Below are 19,842 nucleotides of genomic sequence, written 5' to 3' on the forward strand. Positions count from 1 at the left end.
CCTTATGACACCACAGCCCCCCCAGCCGGCGTACATACTGCACACGCGACCTTTTAGGGATTCGAGCCTCCTACTGGATCTCCTGACGCCGGAGTGGGGGCGGATCGCCTGTGTCGCCCGGGGGGCCAGGCGTAGCAAGCAGCGCCGCCAGCGGGCTTTGCAGCCGTTTACCCCGCTGCTGGTTTCGCTGCTGGGGCGGGGTGAACTGAAGAACCTGGGGGCCGTGGAGAGCGCCGGTGCGGCTCTGCGCCTGCAGGGGCGGGCGGTTTACGCTGGCTTCTACGCCAACGAATTGCTGGTGCGCCTGTTGCCGGCGGGTGAAACCCACTACAGGGCTTTTGCCGGCTACCAGACATTACTGGAGTCGCTGGCACTGCTCGACGGGGGCTCTGCCGCACCGCTGGAGGCACCCCTGCGGCGTTTTGAACTGCAACTACTGAGCGAGCTTGGCAGCTGCCCGCCGCTGAATCACTGTGCCCACAGCGGGGGGGAAGTTGATGCGGCAGGTCTGTATCGGCTGGAGAACGAAACCGGACTGGTACCGGTTGTTCGAAGCGGTGCACGGCGCCCGCCAGCGGGTGTTTTTACCGGTGCCGATCTCCTGGCAATGGACCTGCTGATGCGCGGCAGCGCCAGCGGTTGCGAGCTGCCGGCATCCGCCAGGCAGCTCACGCGCCTGTTACTTACCCCTCTGCTGGGGGAAAAGCCGCTGCGCAGTCGCGAATTGTTCAGGCAGGTTTACCATGATCATTAGTATCGGCACGGACATCTGCAGTCTGGCCCGGATAGAGGCGTCCTGGCATCGTTTTGGCGATCGTTTTGTCGCGCGAGTACTCTGCCCGGGGGAGCGCTCGGCTTTTTCCGCACTCGCGGACCCCCATCGCGCCGCCTACCTATGCAAGCGGTTCGCGGCCAAGGAGGCATTGGGCAAAGCGCTGGGTAGCGGTATCGGTGCGGGGATTTCCTGGCAGCACATCGAGGTTCGCCGCCGCCGTGGCAGGGCCCCTGAGGTGTATCTGTCGGGGCAGGCGCGCAGCCGCGCGGACCGGATGGGCGTAGAGCGGATTCACCTGACGCTGTCGGACGAAAAAGATTTCGCCCTGGCGTTTGTGGTGTTTGAGGGCCAGGGGCGGGATTACCGTTAGCCAGTGGTCTCCTGTAGCCCAAATAGAGCATCCAGGTTTTGTTCCGAGGCCCATTCCCGCAGGGCGCGGATCTCCCGCGCTACTATCTCGATTTTGCCGGCGTCGATAGCGGATTCCGGCTGCTCTTGCAGTGGGCGCAGGTGTTCCTGCAGCAGGCGTGTGGCCTCTCGCAAGCGTGAAACCCCGCAGTAGCAGCAACCCCCATGCAGACGGTGGATTAATTCAAACAGACCGCGGTGGTCGCCGGCACTGCGCAGTCGGTGCAGTTCCTGCTCGTCCTCCACCAGACCCTTGATCAGCATCTGCAGCATATCCCTGGCCAGGCCAGCATCGTTATTACTGAGACTGAGACTTTCCGCAATATCCACCAGATGTGGATCGCATAGGAGTTCACCGTTAGAGCTTTGCGGCACCAGGATATTCATCCAGCGTTTGATGGTATGGGTGAGCTGAGCCTCGGTGACCGGTTTACTCATATAGTCGTCCAGGCCGGCGGACAGCAATCGCGCTTTTTCCTCGCTGCCTGCGTGGGCGGTTAACGCAATGATCGGTGTGCGCCCGCTGGTTTCCCGTTTGCGAATCCGGCTGGTGGCTTCAATCCCGTTCATGCCTGGCATCTGGATATCCATGAAAATCAGGTCGAAAGTCTGCTGGTGGCACAAATCGATAGCCTCCTCTCCACTGGCTGCGACCACCGGTTCTATGCCCTGGGTGCGCAAGAGTTCGGCGACCAGGGTGCGGTTGGCTTCGTAGTCGTCCACCGCCAGGACCCTGGGTGTGCTGGGCCAGGGCAGAGGTGGGGAGTCGCCGTTGACGCGAGCCTGATTTTGCTGCGGAAGGGTCCGTCGCAGTGCCCGCAGGAGGTTGTCACGGGCCACCGGCTTGCCCAGAAAAGAAAGCACCCGGGTGCGCAGCGATTCGTAGCAACGCCGCAGTTCCACCGGCGACCCCTGTAGAATGATACGGCACTGATAAGTGTCCACAAGTTGCTGTACCGTGGCGATAAAAGGGTCGAACTCCCGGTTTGCAATCCCGGTGTCGACGATGATTGCATCCGGCAGCGCATCGTGTCGCCACATCTGTTCGATAGCGGGTTCCAGTGTCGCCGTGTCCCCAAGTTCGATCGGTTCCACCTGCCAGTGCGCCAGTAATTGTGCGACCTGTGTCCGGGTCATAGGGTTGGGATCGGCGATCAGCAGCCGGCAGTGCGGAAACCCCTCCCGCACGGGCGGCGTGCTGTTTCGCTCCAGGCGCAAAGGTATCTGCACGGAAAGAGTGGAGCCAGCGCCGTTGGTATCGTCGAAGCCAATAGAGCCGCGCATGCGGTCCAGAAGGCTGCGCGCTATGGCCAGGCCCAGGTTGCTGCTGTTGATCTGTTGCCCCTGTGCCGGGGCCGAATTCTCCAGCAGTTGCCGTTGTTCGCGCCGCGCCCGGTCGTCGATGCGGTTGCCCAGGTCGCTCACACTGATCTGCACCACCAGCTCCGACTCCCTGACATTTTGCACGCCGATATGCACAGGTATATTGCCGTTCTTGGAACTGCGCACGGCGTTGCCGACCAGATTGGTGAGAATCTGCTTGATACGCAGTGGATCGCCGATCTGCGTGTGCGGCAGCTGGTTGTCGATCAAAGGCACCAGCTCCAGGTTGTGCTCATATGCGAATGGAGCCAGGATCTGCAGTGTCTCTTCCAGCAGCTGGCCCAGGTTCATGGGAATATGGTCGAGGACCAGATTGCCGGATTCGATGCGTGAGAAATCGAGGATATCGTTGATTGTGGTCAAGAGGTTTTCCGATGACCGCAAAATGGTGCGCAGGTAATCCTGTTGCAGCTCGTTGACATCGGTTTTCAGCAGCAGATTGGTAAACCCGATAATGCCGTTCAGAGGTGTGCGGATTTCGTGGCTGGTATTGGCCAAAAATGCCGACTTGATCCGGCTCGCCTCCACCGCCTTTTTCCGGGCCAGGTCCATTGCGACGTTCTGCTCCTCCATGCTGTCGAGGGATTCCTTCAGGTCCTCCATCGACTGTTTTAATGAAGTCTCGAAATCGACCCGATGGTCAGCCAGGCCGGCGGCCATTTTGTTGACCCGTTTACCCAGCCAGTCCAGTTCGCGAACCTGGCTGCGTGCCACCCGGGTTGTGAAACGTCCCTGTCCCAGCTCGTCCAGGCTGTCGCCGATCCGGGAGAGCCGTTGCGCGAAGCGCTCGGCCAGAAAAGCCGACCAGATCAATGCAGCCGGGGCGCAAAATATGAGACCCAGTAATCCCGCCAGCATTACCTGATAAGTACCGACGGTAAAATAGGGCCGGTGTAGCTCAATGGCGATCCAGCAGGTGATGTCTTCACCATTGAGGGGATAGAGCACCGCCAGGTTGCGGTCGGTCTCCCGAATGAATGGCTGCTGGGTGTGCAGGTCCTCGGCGGTTACCGCAGCCCGCGCACGCGGACCGGCGCTGGCCAGCAGACGCAGGCCGGTTTCTGGGTCGATTTCCCCCTCGGTGGAATAAATCTGTACTGAACGCACCATGTCCTTTTCCAGCATCAGTGCCAGCAGGCTGCGGCGCAACCATTCGAGGCGCAGCTCCAGCGGCTGGCCACCGCTAAGTTCGATCAATTCGGCTAATTGCTCGGCGCTGGCGCGACCGTGACTGAGCAGTAACTGGCGGCGGTCCTCCATTTGCTGCAGGGCGAACACCAGTGCCAGCAACAGCGCCAGTGCTATCGCCGGCGTGAGAGTGAATCTGAACAGTATCGCCCGCAGGGACCTTATCTTGCGCGGCGAGCCTGCCGGCAGCCCTGTTGGTTTGGGTACGGCCATGGTGTGGAGCCCAATTGGGAGTTCTATTTTTTAACTGGATTTTAGCGCTGTCGGGGGCATATGGCACTATTGCGTAGCGGTCCGGTCGAAGCTCGCAGGAGCGCGGCCGGATGGGTAGAATGTCGCTCCGCAATTTGCCGGGGACTGGAGTACCATGGACTATCCCACTATTGCTGACTGTGTCGGCGCGACTCCGCTGGTCAGACTGCAACGCCTGCAGGGGGAGACGAGCAACACGATTTTACTGAAGCTGGAGGGAAACAACCCGGCCGGTTCAGTCAAGGACCGCCCGGCTCTGTCGATGGTCAATCAGGCCGAGGCCCGCGGTCAGATAGCGCCCGGCGATACGCTGATCGAAGCCACCAGCGGCAACACTGGCATAGCACTTGCCATGGCCGCCGCCATCAAGGGCTATCGCATGATCCTGATCATGCCCGAAAGCGCCACCGATGAGCGCAAGGCGGCCATGTCGGCCTATGGCGCCGAGCTGGTGCTGGTCAGTGCTGAAGAGGGCATGGAGGGCGCGCGGGACCTGGCCCTGCAAATGCAGGCCGATGGCGGGGGACTGGTGCTGAACCAATTCTCCAACGACGACAACCCCCGGGCGCACTATGAGGGAACCGGACCGGAGCTCTGGCATCAGACAGGCGGCCGTATTACCCATTTGGTTTCATCCATGGGCACCACAGGCACCATCATGGGCTGTGGACGCTATTTGAAAGAGTGCAATCCCGGGATAGAGATTGTCGGGCTTCAGCCTACCGAAGGCTCGAGTATCCCCGGAATCCGGCGCTGGCCCCAGGCTTATCTGCCCAGTATCTTTGTGCCCGAAGAGGTGGACAGGGTGATCGACATGGATCAGCGCCAGGCCGAACAGATGGCGAGACAGCTGGCCCGTGTCGAAGGCATTTTCTGCGGTGTCTCCTCCGGGGGGGCGGTGGCCGCTGCACTGCGGTTGTCGTCAGAGCTGGAGAATGCCACCATCGTCGCCATCGTTTGTGACCGCGGCGACAGGTACCTTTCATCCGGGCTTTTTAACGAGTAAGCGCCGCAATAAATTGGGGACTAGATGGTACAGGTTAGAAAACACCATTCAGTCGATGGCGACGGGACCCTGGACCTGGAATCCTGGTTGCGTCACATGCAGCGGCTGGCGCAGCTGGATGGCGGGACTCTGGTTACTCTGCGCCGGGCCGCGGAAGTGAGTGCCGAGGCGGAGAAGCGGGCGATAGCGGCGGAGAATATCTGGGCGGAAGGTGCCAGCAGTTTTGCCACCGGCCTGGAAATGGCAGAGATTCTCGCCGATCTGCAAATCGATGGTGAGGCCTTGTGCGCCGCGATACTTTATCGCGCTGTGCGGGAGAAACGGCTGCCGCTGAAAAAAGTGGAGGAAAGCTTCGGCCAGACGGTCGCCAAACTGATTAGCGGCGTGCTGAAGATGGCGGCAATTCGCAGCCGCAGTGCCGAAACCGGCAGTGAGAGCAGAGGCGGGGCTGTCGAAGAGCATTCGGAGAATATCCGCCGTATGCTGGTGGCACTGGTGGACGATGTGCGGGTCGCGCTCATCAAGCTCGCCGAGCGCACCTGTGCGATTCGCGCTGCCAAAAACTCCGAGCCGGACAAGCGCCGCCGCATTGCGCGGGAAGTTGCCGATGTCTATGCCCCCCTGGCACATCGCCTGGGCATAGGTCATATCAAATGGGAGCTGGAGGATCTATCCTTCCGTTACCTGGAACCGGATGACTATATGCAAATCGCCAGACTGCTGGACGAGAAGCGGCTGGCGCGGCAAAACTATATCGACGAAGTGCTGAAACTGTTGCGCGGGCAACTCAAGCACGCGGATATCGACGGTGAAGTGTACGGGCGTGCCAAGCACATCTACAGTATTTGGCGCAAAATGCGCCGGAAAAATATCGGTTTTTCCCAGGTTTACGATATTCGCGCAGTGAGAATCCTAGTGCCTACGGTGCGGGACTGTTATGCAGTACTCGGTATAGTGCACAACCTGTGGCGCAATATTCCCAATGAGTTTGACGATTACATCGCCTCGCCCAAGGAAAACGGCTACCGCTCCCTGCACACCGCGGTGATAGGTCCGGATCAGAAGGTACTGGAGGTGCAGATTCGCACCTATGCCATGAACGAAGAGGCGGAGTATGGTGTCTGTGCCCACTGGCGATACAAGGGCACTGACAAGAGTCAGAGTCAGGCCGAGGGGCGGGACGGTTACGAGCAGAAAATTTCCTGGTTGCGCCAGGTACTCGACTGGCACGAAGAGGTGGGCGGCAATCCCCTGCAGGACGATTTGCAAACCAGTGACGTCGATACGCGCATCTATGTGTTTACCCCCGACGGCCATGTGATGGATCTCCCCCGGGGCGCCACACCGCTGGATTTTGCCTACAGGATTCACACTGAAATCGGCCACTGTTGCCGTGGTGCCAAAGTGGATGGGCGCATAGTGCCGCTAAACCACGCGTTGCAGACGGCCAATCAGGTGGAAATCCTCACCGGCAAGCGCGAGTCACCCAGTCGCGACTGGCTGTCGGCGGGGATGGGGTACATCACCACTTCCCGTGCCCGCGCCAAAGTGATTCACTGGTTCAAGCAGCAGGCGAGAGACCAGAATATCGCCGATGGCCGCACTATTCTCGACGGTGAGTTCAAACAGCTGGCGCTGACCAACTTTGACTTCGAACAGCTGGCCACAAAGCTCAACATGCATTCCCTGGATGACCTCTATGCCGCTGTTGGTGCCGGTGACATCGGTGTGGGCCAAGTGCTGAATCGGGCCCAGCGCATGATCAACGTCGATCACGTTGAGCCGGCGCCCTCTCTCACCGCTCCCGTGGCACGGGGCGAGGGCAAGGCGGATGTCTACATCGATGGCGTGGGCAACCTGATGACGCATATTGCCAGGTGCTGCAATCCGGTACCGGGGGATGACATCATGGGTTATATCACCCTGGGTCGCGGGGTTTCCATCCACCGCAAGGATTGCGCCAACATGCTGCGTATGCAGTCTGAAGAGCGCGAGCGGGTACTGCAGGTGGAGTGGTCGGAGAAGCCCTCACAGCTGTATGCGGTGGAGATCATAATTGAAGCCTATGACCGGCACGGCCTGTTGCGGGATATTACTGCAATGCTGGACAGTCAGCGGATCAATGTCACCGCCATGCAAACCCGCTCCAACAGGAACAAACACACGGTAGAGATAGTGTTGACCGCTGAAATCCGCAATTTCGAAGAGTTGAGCCGGGTGTTGCACCGGATCAACCGGCTGCCAAATGTCATGTCCGCCAAGCGGCGAATTTTGCATTAACCGAAAACTTGTGTGAGCGCCATGGAAGACCGGGAAAAGTACACCCTCGACGACCTGCTGTTCCTGATGGAGCGATTGCGCGACCCGGAAAGTGGCTGCCCCTGGGATCGAAAACAGGATTTTGCCAGCATAGCCCCCTCGACCATCGAGGAGGCATATGAGGTGGCGGAGGCAATCGAAACCGCCGATTTCGAGCATCTGCGCGAAGAGCTGGGTGACCTTTTGTTTCAGGTCGTCTTTTACGCGCAGTTGGGGCGCGAGCAGGGGCGTTTTGATTTTTCGCGCATAGTCGACTCCCTGGCTGCCAAGCTCCTGCGGCGCCACCCGCACGTATTTCCTGGGGGCAGTCTCTATGCAGACAGCCCCGGGAATAGCGTCGACCAGTCCACCGTCAGGCAAAACTGGGAATCCATCAAGGCCGCCGAACGGGATGCAAGAGGCCAGGGCGGTGCACTGGATGGTGTGGCGACAGGCTTGCCGGCGCTGACCAGGGCCGGCAAGTTGCAGAAGCGCGCCGCCAGGGTTGGGTTTGACTGGCCTGACCTGGATCGTGTGCTGGACAAGGTTGAAGAGGAACTTTCGGAGTTGCGGCAGGCAGTTGCCGCCGGTGATTGCGAGCATGCGCGGGAGGAACTGGGGGACCTGCTGTTTTCCTGTGTCAACGCGGCCCGCCACTTGCAGGCGGAGCCGGAAGGGCTGTTGCGGGGTTGCAACCGGAAGTTCGAGCGGCGATTCAGGGCCATGGAAGATACCGCCAGCAGAGGCGGGCGGCGCTTGTCGGACCTGTCCGCAGATCAATTGGAAGCCTTGTGGGTTCAGGCCAAGGCGGGCGAAAAGTAGCCCGCTGTCCAGTGGCCCCGGTGGCGGAACCCAAGCCCGGTCATGCCCGGTTACATTGGATCAAATTTCATACAGAAAGGCTGCGCCTGTGCGGTCTGATGTTCCTTTCATTGCTGTCGTGACTGAATATCCATGTACCTTCTCGATACCCCTGTGGTCCCGGGTGCGCAGAGGGTGTCTCACCTTGCCCTGCCCGGAGCCTGAGTGTAAGGTAGCGCTCTTTTTACCCAACGGGCATCGGCACGTACGGATCATAAGGGCAATCTCACTATGAGGATTATTCTCTTGGGGGCACCGGGGGCCGGCAAAGGTACTCAGGCAAGGTTCATTACCGAGAAATTCGCTATTCCGCAGATCTCCACTGGCGACATGCTGCGCGCGGCGGTGAGAGAGGGGACTCCTCTGGGGCTGCAGGCCAAAGATGTGATGGCAGCGGGAAAACTGGTTTCCGACGATCTGATTATCGCCTTGGTCAAAGAGCGCATAGCGCAACAGGATTGCGCCAATGGTTTCCTGTTTGACGGCTTTCCGCGCACCATTCCCCAGGCACAGGCGCTACTGGATGCCGATGTGGCGATAGACCATGTGCTGGAGCTGGAGGTCGACGACGAGGAGATCGTCAAACGGCTGTCCGGACGCCGGGTTCACGAGAATTCCGGTCGCGTCTATCACATCGCCTATAACCCGCCCAAACAGGAGGGTGTGGATGATGTCACCGGCGAACCACTGGTTCAGCGCAGCGATGACTGTGAGGAAACCGTGCGCAGCCGGCTGTCCGTCTATCACGAGCAGACAGAACCACTCGTGGGTTTCTACCGGGAACTGGCCCAAAGGCAACCGGAGTCAGCGCCGAAATACAGCAAGGTAGTGGGGATTGGTTCCGTGGACGAGATCTGCCAACAGGTGTCCTCTGCCCTGACGTGATCCACACCGGATCGGAATACGTAAATAAGCCCCCGACTGTCGGGGGCTTTTTTTGTTCGGGGCCCGGTTAGGCACAGTGTGCGCAACCGTGGGTCCAAACAAACTCTCGCCCGGCGACCAAATAGATGGTCCTATTCCGTGCCGGCCATCGGTATTACTGCTCCACAATTGCCGTTACCATGGTGTAATTCCAAAATCAGCAGGTCCATCTATGTCCACTGCCGTCATTCTGATAAACCTGGGTACCCCAGCTGACCCCACGCCGGCCTCAGTGCGCCGGTTTTTGCGCGAGTTTCTTTCTGATTCACGGGTAGTGGAGATACCCGGCCCCATATGGCTGCCTATTCTTCACGGCTTCATCCTGCCGTTTCGCGCGCGTCGCATAGCGCCCGAGTACGCCGGCATTTGGAACCGCGGAGCGGACGGCGAGCCGGTGGAGGGATCTCCGTTGCTGTATTACACCAGGCGGCAGGCGGAAATGTTGCAGCTACAGCTGGCCGCCACCCGTGCGGACATTACCGTCGCGCACGCGGTCACCTATGGTGAGCCCGGTCTGGCGTCAGTAGTTGACCGGCTGCGCAGTGACGGCTGTGAATCGTTTTTGCTGCTTCCAATGTATCCGCAGTACTCGGGCACCACCACCGGCGCTATTTACGATCAGGTGGCGCGAATCTTTTGTGAAAACCGCGATGTGCCGGATATCCAGCTGGTACATGATTACTATCGCCATCCACTGTATATCCGCGCCCTGGCAAATTCAGTGCGGGAACATTGGAAAGAACACGGCAAAGCGGAAAAATTGCTGTTGTCGTTTCACGGCATACCCAAAGCCAACGTCAGCAAAGGCGATCCCTATGAGCGCCAATGCAGCGAAACGGCCGTGCAGCTCGCAGCTGAGCTGGGGCTGACCGAAGGCGAGTGGACGCTGAGTTACCAGTCCCGCTTCGGTAAAGCGGAATGGCTGCAGCCATACACGGACAAGACCCTGGTGGAATGGGGCAGGCAGAAACTGGCCAGTGTGGATGTGATTTGTCCGGCGTTTTCAGCGGATTGCCTGGAGACTTTAATGGAAATTTCGGAGGAGAATCGCGCTAATTTTGTCGAGGCCGGCGGCGGAGAATATCGATATATTCCGGCACTGAACGCTCGCCCCGATCACATTCGGGCGCTGGCGGCAATTGTCCAGGAGCGATTCCCGTCTTCCACTGGCGGATAGCGGCGAGCTGATTTTTTTACCAAAATTGGTGGCAATACAGTGTTTTGCCAGCCAATTAATCGAAAAACGGCATTTTTTTACAAAAAAACCATCTTTTTTTGCCAAATTTTCTTGCAAAGCCCCCTTTTTTTATTAACTTTGATAGAGCTGCATCGGTTTCAAACCGTGTGGCTTGCATTGGACCCGGCAACTGCCATTTTGCATTCGCCTTACCGGGATAGCAAATTGGCGATATTGCCGGCACACTTTTGAGTTAGTAGGGGTAAAACTTTCTACTCAGAGAGGAGACAAGGAATGGCACGTGTAAAGAGAAAGAAAGCGCGCACCAGAAAAGCCTCACGCGCGAAAGCAGTGATGGCTTCTCCGGCGGTCGCCAGAGCGGAAAAAGCAGTAGACAGGGCAGCAAAGTCCTTGGATGCGCAACTGGATCGGGTGGCAAAGGCACGGGCGAGAGTACAGAAGAAAAGCACTGCAGCTGCGAAGGACTCGCTGTCCAGAGCCAATGCCAAAGTTCGAGATTTACGCGCCAAAGTTGCTTTAGCAAAAGTTGATATGGCCAAGGCCAAGGCGATGGATGCAGTGCGCCAGGCCGAGCAGGCGGCCAAGCAAAAGCTCAATGAAATGGCTGACAAGTTGCAGGCTCAGCACGACAAAGAGCTATCCAAAGCCATAGCGGCTTTCGAGGCGCGCTGGAGGAAGGCCAGGGCGAAAGTCGCCGCTAGGAAGTTGAAAGTGGCGGAGAAAAAAGTCGAAGCCAAAGTCAAGGCTGCGGCTAAAAAAGCCACTTCAGCCGTCAAGGCTTTAGAGAGGAAGGCGGCAGCCAAGGCCAAGGCCGAAGCGAAAAAAGCGGCCAAGAAAACCAAGAAGACGGCGGCGAAGAAGGCGTCCAAAAAGGCGGGGCGTCCAAAGAAGGCGGCAGCCAGGAAAGCGCCAGCCAGGAAAAAGGTAGCCAGGAAGACGGCGGTCAAGAAAAAGGCGGCTAAGAAAACTACCGCCAAGAAAACCGTAGCCAAGAAAACGGCGGTCAAAAAGAAAGCGACTCGCAGGGGTCGCCCACCCAAGGCCGCCGCAGGCAAAAAGACGGCAGCCCGTCGCGGGCGTCCGCCGAAGAAGGCCGCCACGGCCAAGAAGAAGGCGACTCGTCGCGGTCGCCCGCCCAAGAAGAAGTAGGGCGGATCGCCGTAAGGGGCTGAGCCCCAAGCTTCCACAAGCCCCGGGAACCCCGGGGCTTTTGTATTTACAGCCTGCCGGATTCCGCCGAGCCGGGAATTTGGATGTAAGCGCATGACTCCCCTCCGCGACCGTGCGACAATTGGCCCCAAGAAGTTGTTGCCTGAGTCACCGTGAAGATCCTTGCCCTCGATACCACCTCCGGAGCCTGTTCCGTGGCCCTGCACTGTCATGGGCACACCACAGAGCGGTTTGTTGAAGCGGAACGGGACCATACCCGGCGTCTGCTGCCGATGGTGGACCAGGTACTCGCGGAGGCTGAATTGAGCCTCAAGGATCTCGATGCACTGGCGGTCAGCCGCGGCCCCGGCTCTTTTACCGGATTGCGTATCGCCATCAGCTGTGCCCAGGGACTGGCCTTCGCCGCTGACAAACCGGTAGTGCCGGTTTCCAGTCTGGCTGCCCTGGCCGCGGGTGCCCGGCGCAGGCACCCGGACTGGCGGGACCTGCCTGTAGTCGCGGCCCTGGATGCGCGGATGCAGCAGGTCTATTGGGGTGTGTACAGTGTCAAAGCCCCCAACTGCAGCCTGTTGCCGGAGGCGGTACAGGACCCGCAACAGGTGCTCGAGGTTTTGAGCCAGTCAGACCTGCCGCGGGACTGCTATGGCGCCGGGCCGGGCTGGCAGTATCCGCAGTTTTCATCCGCGCCGCTCACAGCCATCGACACGGACCTAAGCATCCATGCGGCGGATATCGCGGAGTTGGCTCTGCTCTTGTGGCGAAATGGCGTAGCCGTCAGCGCGGAAGAGCTGGAACCGCTCTATCTGCGGGATCAAGTAGCCTGGCAAAAACGACAGAGAATCCGTTCCTAAGCTATTTCGGGTTTTTTATGGATACCTTCCAAATTGCAGTTCTGGCAGTGATACAGGGGCTCACTGAATTTCTACCCATCTCCAGCTCGGCGCACCTGATCCTGCCCGCAGAAGTACTCGGGTGGCCCGACCAGGGGCTGGCTTTCGATGTCGCGGTGCACTTCGGCTCCCTGTTGGCCGTCGTCATTTACTTTCGCAGCGAACTTTGGGCGCTGCTCAGGGATGGCCTGGGGGGGCTGGTGGACAGGCAATTCACCGATGACGGGCGGCTGGCGTGGCTGCTGGTACTGGCGACAATCCCTGCGGGGTTGATCGGGCTTCTGTTCAAGGGGTTCATCGAGGTGCACTTTCGCTCCGCAACGGTCATAGCCTTTGCCTCTATCGGGTTCGGCGTGTTGCTGTGGTGGGCGGATGCGGTGGGCAAACGGCAGGAGACGCTGGTCCAGCTCAACTGGAAGAAAGCACTGGGTATCGGTGTGGCGCAGGCACTGGCGCTGATTCCGGGTACTTCGCGCTCGGGCATTACCATAACAGCAGGTCTGATGCTGGGTATGAAGCGCGAGGACGCTGCGCGCTTTTCCTTTCTGATGTCGGTTCCGGTAACCGCTCTAAGCGCCTTGCTGCTGGTGTTTGATTTACTGTCCCTGGAGCAGGTGCCCTGGGGCGCGATATTTCTGGGTATGCTGCTGTCCGGGGTCACCGCCTATCTGTGTATCCATTTGTTCTTACAATTCATCAACCGCATCGGTATGGCCCCATTCGCCATTTATCGCCTGTTGTTGGGTGCGGTACTGCTTTGGATGGTCTGGGGGTAACCGCCAATGACAAAAATCGCTTTTCTGGGCCTCGGTGTCATGGGCTATCCCATGGCCGGTCATCTCGCCGGGGCCGGGTATAAGCTGCGGGTATACAATCGCACCGCAAGCCGTGCTGAACAGTGGCTGCGGGACTATGCCGGTGAATCTTTTGCGACTCCGGCCGAGGCCGCGCGCGGGGCCGATATGGTTTTTGCCTGTGTCGGCAACGACAGGGATCTGCGCCAGGTTGTGCTGGGGAGACAGGGCGCTTTCGCGGCGATGGCGGAGGGGTCACTGTTTGTCGACCACACAACTGCCTCTGCCGGCATTGCCCGGGAGTTGCAGGCGGCGGGCCGGGAGCGCGGAATCGGCTTCCTGGACGCACCTGTATCCGGAGGCCAGGCCGGCGCGGAAAATGGCGCGCTGACTATCATGGTGGGGGGTGATGAGACGGATTTCCAACGCGCACAGCCGCTTCTACAGTGTTACGCCCGCGCCAGCAGCCTGTTGGGCCCCGCCGGCAGTGGTCAGTTGTGTAAAATGGTCAACCAGATATGCATCGCCGGGGTGGTGCAGGGGCTTGCCGAAGGCTTGCACTTCGCCAAGGCGGCGGGCCTGGATGCGGAGCAAGTGATCCAGGTGATTTCCAAGGGTGCCGCCCAGAGCTGGCAGATGGAAAACCGTTACAAGACCATGCTTGCCGGGGAATACCAGCATGGCTTTGCCGTGGACTGGATGCGCAAGGATCTTGCGATCGTCCTCGATGAGGCGCAACACAACGGTGCCCTGTTGCCCGTGACAGCGCTGGTGGATCAATTTTACAGCGAGGTCCAGGCGCTCGGGGGCGGCCGCTGGGATACCTCCAGTCTGTTTGCCCGCCTTATGAATCTACGCTCTTTTGCCGGGGAAGCCGACTAAGGCGGGTCGGCACAATGCATGTGCTGCTGCTTTCGGCTTACGATGCCGCCAGCCATCGGCAATGGCGGCGCGGCCTGGTGGCGGCGATGCCGGACTGGCACTGGACCCAGCTGACCCTGCCCCCGCGTAACTTCAGCTGGCGGGTACGCGGCAACAGCCTGAGCTGGGGCCGGGGGGAGGCGGCTGAATTGATGGCCCGCCCCTGGGACCTTGTGGTCGCCACCTCCATGACCGACCTGGCCGCCCTGCGTGGCCTGGTGCCGCGGATCGGCCTTGTTCCCACTGCAGTCTATTTTCACGAAAATCAGTTTGCCTACCCGCGCAGCGAGAAGGCCGCCCACTCGATAGAACCCCAGATGCTGAATATCTACACCGCCCTCTGCGGCGATATGTTGCTGTTCAACTCCGAGTTCAATCGGCGCACGCTACTGGAAGGGGCAGAGCGGCTGCTGCGGAGGCTGCCCGACTGCGTACCCGCCGGCATTTGTGAAGAGATAGCGGCCAAGTCATACCTGTTGCCTGTACCCTTGGAGGACGCATTATTCGAGGCCGAAACGCAGCAACTGAAGGGCCGACCCTTCACCCTCAGTTGGGCGGCGCGCTGGGAGTATGACAAGAGACCGGATCGCCTATTGCATATACTGCAGGGCCTGGAAGCTGCGGGGGTCGACTTCCGGCTGAATATGCTGGGTCAGACCTTCCGTAACAGTCCGGAGGAGTTTGCGCTGATTCGCCGTGATTTTGCCCATCGGCTGTTGTCGGTGGGTTTTGTGGAGGACAAAAACCAGTACCGAGGGATACTCCGGCAGAGCCATGTCTTCCTGTCCACCGCCGCCCATGAATTTCAGGGTCTGGCGGCCATGGAGGCGAGCGCACTCGGCTGCAGCCCGCTGGTGCCCGATGAGCAGGCCTACCCGGATTACTATCCCCGGGAGATGCGGTTTGCAGATGTGCCCGATGCCATCGCAAAGCTCTGTGCCCTGGCCGAGCGCCATCAAATGGGGAGGGAACTGCCCCTTGCGGACTTTAGTCGCTATCGTTGGAAGCTTCTCGGTGAAAAATATCGCCACCTGCTGGTCAGCATAACAGGTGGCGGAAAAATATAAATTCTATCTCAAGCGTTTTGCCTTTGATGGCAAAAATTACCGGTTATAGTCAAAACCTATATCGAAGGTATTGGCCTCAGACCCTATTAGCTGGATCTGTATTGAAGATCCACTACTATGCCTCGCGTACCACCAAGTTCCTTCTACGGTGAGCCTTTCAAAAAAATTAACCCAATTAGAACCGTTCCAGGTGTTGAATCTTACAAGGACATTTTTATCTACGTCCTGCAGGCAAACGCCTACATTGTATCCGTCCAGGCCGGTTCTTCCCCAGGTGAATGTAATCCATCGGGTGTTCAACCATACGCCATCATTTGGACCGTCATGGTACTGATAGCCTGACTGTAAATCTCCAAATCGGGATTTCCACCAGAGGTCATCACAAGTAACAAGTAACCTGCTTGTATGGCTTGTTAAGATCTGATCGGCAAGCCATCCGGGGGGCATAAAGTCTTCAGTATATAAATCCCTGAGAATGGCTGGTATTTCCTCTTGCGCCATATTTAAACCATTGAAAATATTCAAAGGATTCAGGTTTTCCGTATATAGGGACTCCAAAGATCCATTTCCGATTTTTCTCCTTGTAATATAATAATATCGTCCACGGTTCCGTGTTTATTTTTGGATGACAAAAATACGTATTGATTGCCATTTTCCAGATCAATGGTTGCGATAACTTCATTAGCCTTTATTGCAGAAGATTGGGCATATGCGCTTAAAAAAACAAAAAATAAACTTGATAAAAGTATCCAGTTAAGTCTGCTTATTTTAAAATTGTAAATTGACTTATTCATGATTTTTCTCCAATAAAAAATAATTGATTTATTTGATTTGGCATATTTTAAATCTTATAGGCGCCTCATGGATTTATTTATAATTAGTCAAGGTTTTTTGTGGAAATGATTAGTCTTTTATTTTTGGTGAGTTATTTTATTTTAAAAAATTAATTTTTCATGTAATTTTTTTGATAATAAAATTCTAATTCAAATCCTTCGATACAATACCATGTAATTTAAATTGTAAATCATATGCCAGTATTTTTATGTGCCATTTTTAATTCAGGTATGTTTTTATAGAGCTATCTCGCGCAATTTTCGGCGCGAAAAATTATTTTTCTGATTAATTGGTTTGATTGAGTGTGGTAGATTTTTACCCTAAGTGGATTTGGCAATATTACTGATTTCTGAAGTTATAGCAGAACGACTCCTCGACGTCCACGAGGGGCTGTGTGCAAGAAAATCTAATCTTTTCTAGTTTCAAACAGCAGGAATTTAAGACTATATTAGAGTTGGTTACACTAAATAAAGTATCGATAAATAGGGCATGGTTAATAGAGAGGGTGGGCTGGATTCACTCGCTGGGCTCACACCTGCCAAATTTTACCAGCGGGTGGAAGGTTTTCCTGTTGAATTGTCCGCTTGATTGAGATTCTTACAATCCCGGAGACTGCCGTTGCTGCGGGACGCCCCGTTCTAATGTTGTGCCCTGGCGTAGTATCCGTATTGAGAAGGTAGATTCTCACAGATCTTGGCTTTATTGCCAGCGATAATGGGGTGACACTGCCTAATGCAGTTTAACCTCCAATACTGCTGGTTAGTCTTATCAGACCAGCATGGAACTGATATTTTCCGATAAGCGGGTAAAGGCGAAGCGCCAGGATCGCTCTTGCCATAACCTCGCCTGCTCCCACTCGTCCGTGGATCGCCAGCCGGAATGCAGCAGGTGCACAGTGGTTCCTGACGCATCGGGAATAAAACAGACGACCACGTGGGTGAGTGGATCGGCGCTATTGGCGAAGCGTTTAAATTGAACCGGGCTGCGCCACTCAAATGCGAGCAATTCATTTTGCTCTATGGCCGTAATTTTACAGCCGATGGTGCTGTTATTTTCCCTGCCCTGTGGGTCCCAGAACAATTCATATTTGCCTCCAACCTCCGTTGTGACATCGGCTTCTACCGTAAGCCAGGATTCCAAGTGCTGGTTGTCGGTGAACAATTGGAAGGCCATTTTAGCGTCGCAGGGTAAATCGATAGTGCAGTGAATGATCTTGTCCATTCGCGGTGATCTCCTCGATTCCGGCCGGGTTCGGCCGGGCAGCGTGAATCGGCTGGATTTTTCTTATTGGGTTATCGCTGGCTCCAATTCTGTCGAAAATCCGTGGATTCGCCAAGTCCGGAGAGAGATCAGTGTTTAATAAAAGTGATGTCAGTCTATGTTGGCGCGGAAACCACCTTTCATACGATGGCATACAGGTTTCCCGCCAGCGCTGGATACCCGGTAAAGGGCAAGTATGGATTAGAAAAAATATTCAAACATGACAGGGGCGGGGCGGCTGAATCAACCTGTGACGGCCGATGGGAAAAAAGTTTTCTATATTAAGCGCGGGAGTTTCCGCTAATTTCCATCGCGAGGAGCCAGCACCCATGTCCAACCGCGCTAACTGGCTGTGTACCAGTCTTTCCATCGTCCTTATGGGAGCTTTGCTGCCAAGTGGCCAAACCGTCGCCCAGGGGCAGCCAAAGCCGAATTCATTCTGGTGGCCAAATCAGTTGAATTTAACGCCTCTGCGCCAGCATAGCCCCAAATCCAATCCGATGGGTGAGGATTTCGATTATGGTGCGGAGTTCAAGTCGCTGGATCTCGGCGCAGTCAAAAAGGATATAGAAACACTGCTGAAAACCTCCCAGGATTGGTGGCCGGCGGATTTTGGACACTATGGCCCCCTGATGATCCGCATGGCCTGGCACAGTGCGGGTACTTACCGCATCGGGGATGGCCGCGGCGGCGCCGGTGGCGGCCAGCAGCGCTTCGACCCACTCAACAGCTGGCCCGATAATGCCAACCTGGACAAGGCGCGAAGACTTTTGTGGCCCATAAAGCAGAAGTATGGGCGCAAGCTCTCCTGGGCGGACCTGATGATACTGACGGGCAACGTGGCGCTTGAGTCCATGGGTTTCGAAACTTACGGCTTCGCCGGTGGTCGGGAGGACGACTGGGAACCGGATCTGGTGTACTGGGGCCCCGAAACCCAAATGCTGGCGGACAAGCGCTACAAGGCGGGGCGGGAACTGGAGAAGCCACTTGCCGCCGTGCAAATGGGTCTGATTTACGTAAACCCGGAGGGGCCGAATGGCAATCCCGATCCGGTGGCAGCTGCCAAGGATATTCGCGATACCTTCGGGCGCATGGCTATGAATGACGAGGAGACAGTGGCTCTGATTGTTGGCGGCCATACCTTTGGCAAAAACCACGGCGCGGTGAAACCGGACTGTGTCGGACCTGAACCGGCAGCGGCGCCCATAGACCAGCAGGGGCTGGGCTGGAAGAACCGGTGTGGGGAGGGGGATGGCGCCGATACCATTACCAGTGGCCTGGAAGGTGCCTGGACTGTCACGCCCATTCAATGGAGCAATAATTACCTAACCAATCTGTTCACTTACGAGTGGAAAAAAACCAAGAGCCCCGCCGGGGCTGTGCAGTGGATTCCCACTGACCCCCGTGCCGCCAGCCTGGTGCCGGATGCCCACGACCCCAACAAGCGTCATGCGCCGGTGATGCTGACTACCGATTTGTCACTGAAAATGGACCCGGAATACCGCAAGATCGCACAGCGGTTTATGAAAAACCCGGACGAACTGAAAAGCGCATTCGCCAGGGCCTGGTACAAGCTCACCCACCGGGATATGGGCCCCAGGGGGCGCTATCTCGGAGCCGAGGTACCGGAAGAACAGCTGATTTGGCAGGACCCGGTTCCGGCGGTGGACCACCCGCTGATCGACGACGGGGATATATCCCAGCTCAAGACCGATATCCTGGCCTCCGGCCTGACGGTGCCCCAACTGGTGCGCACCGCCTGGGCATCGGCATCCACTTTCCGCGGGACCGATCTGCGCGGTGGCGCCAATGGCGCGCGTATCAGGCTTGAGCCGCAAAAGGACTGGCCGGTGAATGATCCCGAGGAGCTGGCGCAGGCACTGCAAAAGCTGGAGCAGGTGCAACAGGATTTCAATGGGGCCCAATCCGGGGGCAAGCAGGTGTCCCTGGCCGATGTCATCGTGCTGGGTGGCACAGCGGCGGTGGAGCAGGCGGCCAGTCAAGCGGGGTACGATATTGAGGTGCCCTTTAAGCCGGGCAGGACCGATGCCTCTCAGGCGCAGACGGATGTGCAGGCCTTTGCGGTGCTGGAGCCCAGCGCCGACGGCTTTCGCAATTACTTCGATCCGGACAACAGCCGTTCGCCGCCGGATATGCTGGTCGACCGGGCCAGCCTGCTCACCTTGACCGTCCCCGAAATGACAGTTTTGTTGGGGGGTATGCGGGTGCTTGGGGCCAATGCCGACAACTCCAGGCACGGAGTATTCACTTCCAGCCCCGGAAGGTTGAGTAACGACTTCTTTGTCAATCTGCTGGACATGTCCACGGAATGGCAGAAGTCATCCGCGGAGGGTGTATACGAAGGCAAAGATCGCAAAACCGGTGAGGTCAAGTGGACAGCGACACCGGTAGACCTGATTTTCGGCTCCAATTCCGAGTTGCGCGCGGTAGCGGAGGTCTATGCCGCGAATGACGGAGGGGAGAAGTTTGTGCAGGACTTTGCCAGTGCCTGGGCGAAGGTGATGAACCTCGATCGCTTTGACTAGGGCCTGTTGACACTAACTGAGATAGCTCTGCTGCCACTGGTTTAGTGGCCTGCAAGACAGGACCCCG

17 protein-coding genes are annotated in these 19,842 nt (G+C 57.4%); 13 read left to right on the forward strand and 4 right to left on the reverse strand.

Annotated features, from left to right (window positions below):
- The first annotated feature begins 4 nt into the window (after positions 1-4).
- Together recO and acpS are read left to right on the forward strand one after the other, a co-directional pair.
- Complete coding sequence (gene recO, locus ABVT36_RS01590; protein WP_368454942.1) at positions 5-754, forward strand: DNA repair protein RecO; 750 nt, start codon at positions 5-7, stop codon at positions 752-754.
- Positions 744-1,145 carry a holo-ACP synthase gene (gene acpS / locus ABVT36_RS01595; protein WP_368454943.1) on the forward strand — a complete coding sequence of 134 codons (402 nt, stop codon included), beginning with the start codon at positions 744-746 and terminating at the stop codon, positions 1,143-1,145. Before recO ends, acpS begins: the two co-directional genes overlap by 11 nt.
- Here acpS and ABVT36_RS01600 read toward each other — a convergent pair.
- The gene (locus tag ABVT36_RS01600; RefSeq protein WP_368454944.1) at positions 1,142-3,967 is read right to left on the reverse strand and encodes a response regulator; all 2,826 of its coding nucleotides are present in this window, start codon (positions 3,965-3,967) and stop codon (positions 1,142-1,144) included. The two genes, acpS and ABVT36_RS01600, sit on opposite strands and share 4 nt — an antisense overlap.
- A 154-nt stretch (positions 3,968-4,121) precedes the next feature.
- Here ABVT36_RS01600 and cysM point away from each other — a divergent pair, with 154 nt between their 5' ends.
- The 10 genes from cysM to ABVT36_RS01650 all read left to right on the forward strand — a co-directional run bounded on the left by cysM (position 4,122) and on the right by ABVT36_RS01650 (position 15,135).
- Positions 4,122-5,012, forward strand: a complete 891-nt coding sequence (gene cysM, locus ABVT36_RS01605; RefSeq protein ID WP_368454945.1) for a cysteine synthase CysM — start codon at positions 4,122-4,124, stop codon at positions 5,010-5,012.
- Positions 5,013-5,036: 24 nt separating this feature from the next.
- Positions 5,037-7,292: a GTP diphosphokinase gene (relA, locus tag ABVT36_RS01610; RefSeq protein ID WP_368454946.1), complete on the forward strand. Its 2,256-nt coding sequence runs from the start codon at positions 5,037-5,039 to the stop codon at positions 7,290-7,292.
- A 21-nt stretch (positions 7,293-7,313) separates the two neighbouring features.
- Positions 7,314-8,132 (forward strand): nucleoside triphosphate pyrophosphohydrolase, encoded by an 819-nt coding sequence (mazG, locus tag ABVT36_RS01615; protein ID WP_368455061.1) that lies wholly within the window; start codon positions 7,314-7,316, stop codon positions 8,130-8,132.
- Between the two features lie 270 nt (positions 8,133-8,402).
- On the forward strand, positions 8,403-9,056 hold the full coding sequence (gene adk, locus ABVT36_RS01620; RefSeq protein WP_368454947.1) for an adenylate kinase: 654 nt from the start codon (positions 8,403-8,405) through the stop codon (positions 9,054-9,056).
- A 211-nt stretch (positions 9,057-9,267) separates the two neighbouring features.
- Positions 9,268-10,272: a ferrochelatase gene (gene hemH, locus ABVT36_RS01625; protein WP_368454948.1), complete on the forward strand. Its 1,005-nt coding sequence runs from the start codon at positions 9,268-9,270 to the stop codon at positions 10,270-10,272.
- Between the two features lie 294 nt (positions 10,273-10,566).
- Positions 10,567-11,442, forward strand: a complete 876-nt coding sequence (locus tag ABVT36_RS01630) for a hypothetical protein (RefSeq protein ID WP_368454949.1) — start codon at positions 10,567-10,569, stop codon at positions 11,440-11,442.
- A 173-nt stretch (positions 11,443-11,615) separates the two neighbouring features.
- Entirely contained in the window at positions 11,616-12,314 is a 699-nt protein-coding gene (gene tsaB, locus ABVT36_RS01635) for a tRNA (adenosine(37)-N6)-threonylcarbamoyltransferase complex dimerization subunit type 1 TsaB (protein ID WP_368454950.1), read from the forward strand.
- A 17-nt stretch (positions 12,315-12,331) separates the two neighbouring features.
- Positions 12,332-13,129 carry an undecaprenyl-diphosphate phosphatase gene (locus tag ABVT36_RS01640; RefSeq protein WP_368454951.1) on the forward strand — a complete coding sequence of 266 codons (798 nt, stop codon included), beginning with the start codon at positions 12,332-12,334 and terminating at the stop codon, positions 13,127-13,129.
- 6 nt (positions 13,130-13,135) lie between these two features.
- On the forward strand, positions 13,136-14,029 hold the full coding sequence (locus ABVT36_RS01645; RefSeq protein WP_368454952.1) for an NAD(P)-dependent oxidoreductase: 894 nt from the start codon (positions 13,136-13,138) through the stop codon (positions 14,027-14,029).
- A gap of 14 nt (positions 14,030-14,043) precedes the next feature.
- A complete protein-coding gene (locus ABVT36_RS01650; RefSeq protein WP_368454953.1) occupies positions 14,044-15,135 on the forward strand; it encodes a DUF3524 domain-containing protein in 1,092 nt (363 codons plus the stop codon).
- Between the two features lie 36 nt (positions 15,136-15,171).
- Here the strand turns inward: ABVT36_RS01650 and ABVT36_RS01655 are convergent, their stop codons facing one another.
- The 3 genes from ABVT36_RS01655 to ABVT36_RS01665 all read right to left on the reverse strand — a co-directional run bounded on the left by ABVT36_RS01655 (position 15,172) and on the right by ABVT36_RS01665 (position 17,190).
- Complete coding sequence (locus ABVT36_RS01655; RefSeq protein ID WP_368454954.1) at positions 15,172-15,693, reverse strand: hypothetical protein; 522 nt, start codon at positions 15,691-15,693, stop codon at positions 15,172-15,174.
- Positions 15,666-15,929 carry a hypothetical protein gene (locus tag ABVT36_RS01660; protein ID WP_368454955.1) on the reverse strand — a complete coding sequence of 88 codons (264 nt, stop codon included), beginning with the start codon at positions 15,927-15,929 and terminating at the stop codon, positions 15,666-15,668. The genes ABVT36_RS01655 and ABVT36_RS01660 overlap by 28 nt, the downstream gene beginning before the upstream one ends.
- Before the next feature lie 808 nt (positions 15,930-16,737).
- A complete protein-coding gene (locus tag ABVT36_RS01665) occupies positions 16,738-17,190 on the reverse strand; it encodes an SRPBCC domain-containing protein (protein WP_368454956.1) in 453 nt (150 codons plus the stop codon).
- A gap of 416 nt (positions 17,191-17,606) precedes the next feature.
- Here ABVT36_RS01665 and katG point away from each other — a divergent pair, with 416 nt between their 5' ends.
- The gene (katG, locus tag ABVT36_RS01670) at positions 17,607-19,775 is read left to right on the forward strand and encodes a catalase/peroxidase HPI (RefSeq protein WP_368455062.1); all 2,169 of its coding nucleotides are present in this window, start codon (positions 17,607-17,609) and stop codon (positions 19,773-19,775) included.
- Positions 19,776-19,842: the final 67 nt, after the last annotated feature.

Origin of the sequence: Microbulbifer sp. TYP-18, from assembly GCF_040932045.1 — a bacterium.
In the GTDB taxonomy this organism is placed as follows: Bacteria; Pseudomonadota; Gammaproteobacteria; order Pseudomonadales; family Cellvibrionaceae; genus Microbulbifer.

Excerpts from the sequence above, each read along its gene's own strand:
- relA (WP_368454946.1), top strand. The coding sequence starts at position 5,037 with ATGGTACAGGTTAGAAAACACCATTCAGTCGATGGCGACGGGACCCTG.
- adk (WP_368454947.1), top strand. The coding sequence starts at position 8,403 with ATGAGGATTATTCTCTTGGGGGCACCGGGGGCCGGCAAAGGTACTCAG.
- acpS (WP_368454943.1), top strand. The coding sequence starts at position 744 with ATGATCATTAGTATCGGCACGGACATCTGCAGTCTGGCCCGGATAGAG.
- ABVT36_RS01640 (WP_368454951.1), top strand. The coding sequence starts at position 12,332 with ATGGATACCTTCCAAATTGCAGTTCTGGCAGTGATACAGGGGCTCACT.
- hemH (WP_368454948.1), top strand. The coding sequence starts at position 9,268 with ATGTCCACTGCCGTCATTCTGATAAACCTGGGTACCCCAGCTGACCCC.
- ABVT36_RS01630 (WP_368454949.1), top strand. The coding sequence starts at position 10,567 with ATGGCACGTGTAAAGAGAAAGAAAGCGCGCACCAGAAAAGCCTCACGC.
- recO (WP_368454942.1), top strand. The coding sequence starts at position 5 with ATGACACCACAGCCCCCCCAGCCGGCGTACATACTGCACACGCGACCT.
- ABVT36_RS01645 (WP_368454952.1), top strand. The coding sequence starts at position 13,136 with ATGACAAAAATCGCTTTTCTGGGCCTCGGTGTCATGGGCTATCCCATG.
- mazG (WP_368455061.1), top strand. The coding sequence starts at position 7,314 with ATGGAAGACCGGGAAAAGTACACCCTCGACGACCTGCTGTTCCTGATG.
- cysM (WP_368454945.1), top strand. The coding sequence starts at position 4,122 with ATGGACTATCCCACTATTGCTGACTGTGTCGGCGCGACTCCGCTGGTC.
- katG (WP_368455062.1), top strand. The coding sequence starts at position 17,607 with ATGGGAGCTTTGCTGCCAAGTGGCCAAACCGTCGCCCAGGGGCAGCCA.
- ABVT36_RS01600 (WP_368454944.1), bottom strand. The coding sequence starts at position 3,967 with ATGGCCGTACCCAAACCAACAGGGCTGCCGGCAGGCTCGCCGCGCAAG.
- ABVT36_RS01665 (WP_368454956.1), bottom strand. The coding sequence starts at position 17,190 with ATGGACAAGATCATTCACTGCACTATCGATTTACCCTGCGACGCTAAA.
- ABVT36_RS01660 (WP_368454955.1), bottom strand. The coding sequence starts at position 15,929 with ATGAATAAGTCAATTTACAATTTTAAAATAAGCAGACTTAACTGGATA.
- ABVT36_RS01650 (WP_368454953.1), top strand. The coding sequence starts at position 14,044 with ATGCATGTGCTGCTGCTTTCGGCTTACGATGCCGCCAGCCATCGGCAA.